Source organism: Alkalihalophilus marmarensis DSM 21297 (assembly GCF_000474275.2).
Classification (GTDB): Bacteria; Bacillota; Bacilli; order Bacillales; family Bacillaceae_D; genus Alkalihalophilus; species Alkalihalophilus marmarensis.
Genome location: NZ_ATAE01000049.1, coordinates 1 through 3,222, shown reverse-complemented (window position 1 = coordinate 3,222; position 3,222 = coordinate 1). Strand labels below are relative to the sequence as shown.

3 protein-coding genes are annotated in these 3,222 nt (G+C 40.5%); 1 reads left to right on the top strand and 2 read right to left on the bottom strand.

Annotated elements, in window-relative coordinates; all coding sequences use genetic code 11:
* Positions 1-115: 115 nt before the first annotated feature.
* On the bottom strand, positions 116-2,104 hold the full coding sequence (locus tag A33I_RS16970; protein ID WP_022629530.1) for a methyl-accepting chemotaxis protein: 1,989 nt from the start codon (positions 2,102-2,104) through the stop codon (positions 116-118).
* A 94-nt stretch (positions 2,105-2,198) separates the two neighbouring features.
* On the opposite strand from A33I_RS16970, the gene A33I_RS16965 reads away from it, so the two are divergent.
* On the top strand, positions 2,199-2,579 hold the full coding sequence (locus A33I_RS16965; RefSeq protein ID WP_022629529.1) for a VOC family protein: 381 nt from the start codon (positions 2,199-2,201) through the stop codon (positions 2,577-2,579).
* 20 nt (positions 2,580-2,599) lie between these two features.
* Here the strand turns inward: A33I_RS16965 and A33I_RS16960 are convergent, their stop codons facing one another.
* Positions 2,600-2,800: a YwbE family protein gene (locus A33I_RS16960; protein ID WP_022629528.1), complete on the bottom strand. Its 201-nt coding sequence runs from the start codon at positions 2,798-2,800 to the stop codon at positions 2,600-2,602.
* Positions 2,801-3,222 lie beyond the last annotated feature (422 nt).

Here is a 3,222-nt window from a genome sequence, read left to right as displayed (position 1 = left end):
GTAGTAATGTTATTTATTATACAAAAAAGTACCCTATAGGTAGACTTTTTTTAAGTGTCTACTCTATAGGGTACATTTTAGCCTGAGTTTACTCAAGTTAGGGTCTTTTCTGTCTTTATACTTTAAAACGATTCATTCGCTCAGTAAGAAGTTCACTTGCATCTGTCAGCACCTCAGCAGAGTCAGATACGGTAGCTAGGGCACGCATTTGTTCTTCTGTGGAAGCTGTTACTTCTTCAGCAGCAGCTGCTGATTGCTGAGAAATAGCAGCAATGTTTTCAATGGATGCGACAACAGAATCTTTACGTTCATTCATATGTCTTACTTCTTCTTTAATAAGGTTAATCGCTTGGATAATATCGCCTACAACGTATTCAATTTCATTAAACGATTGTTCTGTTGCGGCCACTGCTGTATTTTGTTCAGCTGTAATTGTCTTTGTAGAATGTACTTCACTAACGACTTTAGATGTTTCCGCTTCAATTCCTTCAATTGTGTGGCGGACCTTTTCTGTCGCTTGAGAAGTCTGCTCAGCGAGCTTTCGAACTTCATCAGCGACGACAGCAAATCCTCGTCCGCTGTCACCAGCTCGAGCCGCTTCAATGCTTGCATTTAAAGCAAGTAAGTTCGTTTGATTCGAGATATCGTTAATTGTATTAATTACTTGCTCAACTTCTTTGATGCGGTTAGCAAGGGTTTCCACGACACTCTCTACATTTCCAATCACAGTATTAAATGCTTTTGTTTTCTCTTGCAGAAGAGCTACTTGCGTAGAGCCTTTTTGATTTTCTTCTGTTGCTTTTTTAGAGAGGACGACCAATTCATCCGAGTGGTAATCGACTTTTTCAATTTGATTGGAAAGCTCAATCGTTAAATCTTTTGCCCCATCTACATCTTCCGCCTGCTGGGTAGAGCCGGATGCCACTTCGCTAATGGCATTTGCCACTTCCTCACTTGAAGCGATTGTCTCCTCAGAAACTGCACTTAGGCTTTCTGCCGAATCATTTACTTGTTCAACCGATGCTTGAATGGATTCAACCAACTCACGCATAGATCCTACCATGACATTAAAATCATTGGTCAGTTGTCCGATTTCATCTTTAGATGTGCTGTTCATCGTCGTTGTAAGATCTCCGTTTGCTACACGGCTTACTTCTTTCTTTAATGCAACGATTGGCTTGGTGATTCTTCTTGAGAAAATATAAGCAATACCGCCTGATAATAAAATAGCAGCAAGAGCAATCACAATGATCGTAGTGCGAATATCTCTTGCGCCAGCCATCATATTTTCATGTAGGAATACAGCACCTGTCCTCCAGCCTGTTTCAGAAACCGTATCGTAATAAAGGAGACGATTTTCTCCCTCTGACTGATAGTCCATAAAGCCGTTCTCGTTCTCTGACTGAATAAATTGAGACACTACCGGATGATCAGCTTGATCCCCGTTTAGTGTTGGGTGAACAAGGGCAATTCCAGATTGGTCAAATAAGAAAAAGTAGCCATCGTACCCAGGGCTGCTAGAATTAATAATCGATGTTAAGTTTTCTAAATATAAATCAAATGATACGACTCCGAGCACAGTTGTACCAGATGTTACAGCTTTGGCTGCAGTGACTACATATTCACCCGTACTAGCGTCTTCATAGGGCTCTGTCCAAATGACAGCTGCTGGATTTTCTTCTGCTGCTATATACCAGGGACGTGTACGCGGGTCATAATCTGAACCTACATCAATAAATGGTTCCGTAAAAAATTCCCCTTCGTTTGAACCGATATATGTAACAGCTATGTGCTCATTTAGGGAATTGAACGTTTGAAAGTCTTCGTTAACAATCGTCCACGCAGCTTCTTGTTCTTCTTCTGCTGCTTCGAGCATGTCTATAATGCGTCCATCTTGACTGTAACGGTCAAGAGATGATGCGAAATTTTCTAAGTACAATGAAATGAGATCTGTTTTTTCTTGTACAAGGGATTCCCCTTCAATTCGAACATTTTCCTCAACCTGTTGTTTTACTTGAAAATACGTTAAAGTGGAAACAACGCCTAACGTAATCAAGAGCAGCGTACAGATGAGGGTGATTACTTTTGCTTGAATCGATTTCACTTACTCCATCCTCCTTATAAATGCATACCTCTATATACATATCGGTTTAATAGTAGGAATTTTTAATAAAAAACGACAAAGGGGCTAGGTCAAAGTGCTTAAAATAGTTGATCTTCATCATGTAAGTCTTGTTGTGAAGGATTTAAATCAATCGATACAGTTTTATAAAGAAATTTTAAAACTTGAAGAAATAGAGCGTCCTGGCTTTGATTTCAGAGGGGCTTGGTTTCAAATTGGAGGAGGCCAGCTGCATTTAATCGAAGACCGTAACAAAATAGAAGAGAAGAAGATAATAGATTCAAGGGGACATCACTTTGCTATTAGAGTAGAAGATTATGACCAGGCTTTAAGCTGGCTTAAGAAGAAGGGGATAGAGGTCATCGAAAAGCCGTTAAGCAAAAGCGGATTCGCTCAGATTTTTTGTCTCGATCCTGATGGGCATATAATTGAGCTTCATGTAGAAAGAAAAGCATAAGAAAAGGAGGCCTCCTCTTCTTATGCTTCTTCTAGAATTTCTTTTACACGTCCTACTTGGCCATCTGCGAGCATCACCTTTATGCCGTGCGGGTGATGAGGTGATTTCGTTAAAATGCGTGAGATGATGCCTTCTGTTAACGTGCCAGAGCGTTGGTCTTTTTTCAAAACAATCTGAACGCGCTGACCGACTTTAATAGAGGAGCGGTTTTGACCATTCATGGGACCACATCCTTTCTAACGTAAGTGATCCACCTATCATACCTTAATCTATTTGATGTTCCTAGTTAGATTTATAAAATGGCTGAGACAAAACTGGAGCAGATGTAATAAACGCAGACACTGCAAAAAGTATCCATCCTAACAGGGGGTGTTGATTTCCGCTCCAATCAAAGGAGGAAGGACGTTGTAAAATGCTCCCTTGTTATAAGAAGTTGTTAAGTGATCTTAGCTTTTAGTAAAGTTAATTAATTTATCATTCGATTGGTTTGATCGAAATAGAAAGCATCCCACTATATCCGTTTCAAAGACAGTACTTAGTGGATGAAATATGCGTAGACTCCTGCGGTGCCTAGAGCAGGGCTGAGATCCCACAGGGCTAAAGCCCGAGGAAGCTCAGCAGCTCACCGCGGAAAGCGAAGCAT

What these genes read in the sequence shown, in the direction of transcription:
- A33I_RS16960 (WP_022629528.1), bottom strand. Translation starts at nt 2,800, where the DNA reads ATGAATGGTCAAAACCGCTCCTCTATTAAAGTCGGTCAGCGCGTTCAG.